Source organism: Peribacillus sp. SIMBA_075 (assembly GCF_046534585.1).
Window position 1 is genome coordinate 1 of sequence record NZ_JAWRYN010001479.1, and the last position, 240, is coordinate 240.

Below are 240 nucleotides of genomic sequence, written 5' to 3' on the forward strand. Positions count from 1 at the left end.
CCTGAGAAAATTCTGCTGCGGTGCGAATTTTCGATTTAAATGCTTTATAGCTTTCAAGCGATTCTTTCATTCGTTCAAATTTGAACGGTTTAATAATATAATCCCGCGCACCATTTTGAAGCATGACGCCAATTGTCTCTTTGTCCTTCGCTGCAGAAATCACAATCACATCCACCTGTATCTTTAGCTTTCTGATGTCTTGCAGCGTTTTGACGCCATCCTTCTTCGGCATATAGACAT

At 40.4% G+C, this 240-nt stretch carries 1 protein-coding gene; it reads right to left on the reverse strand.

Annotated elements, in window-relative coordinates; translation table 11 throughout:
* On the reverse strand, positions 1-240 hold a 240-nt coding region (locus SB775_RS33310), incomplete at both ends, for a response regulator (protein WP_410865574.1).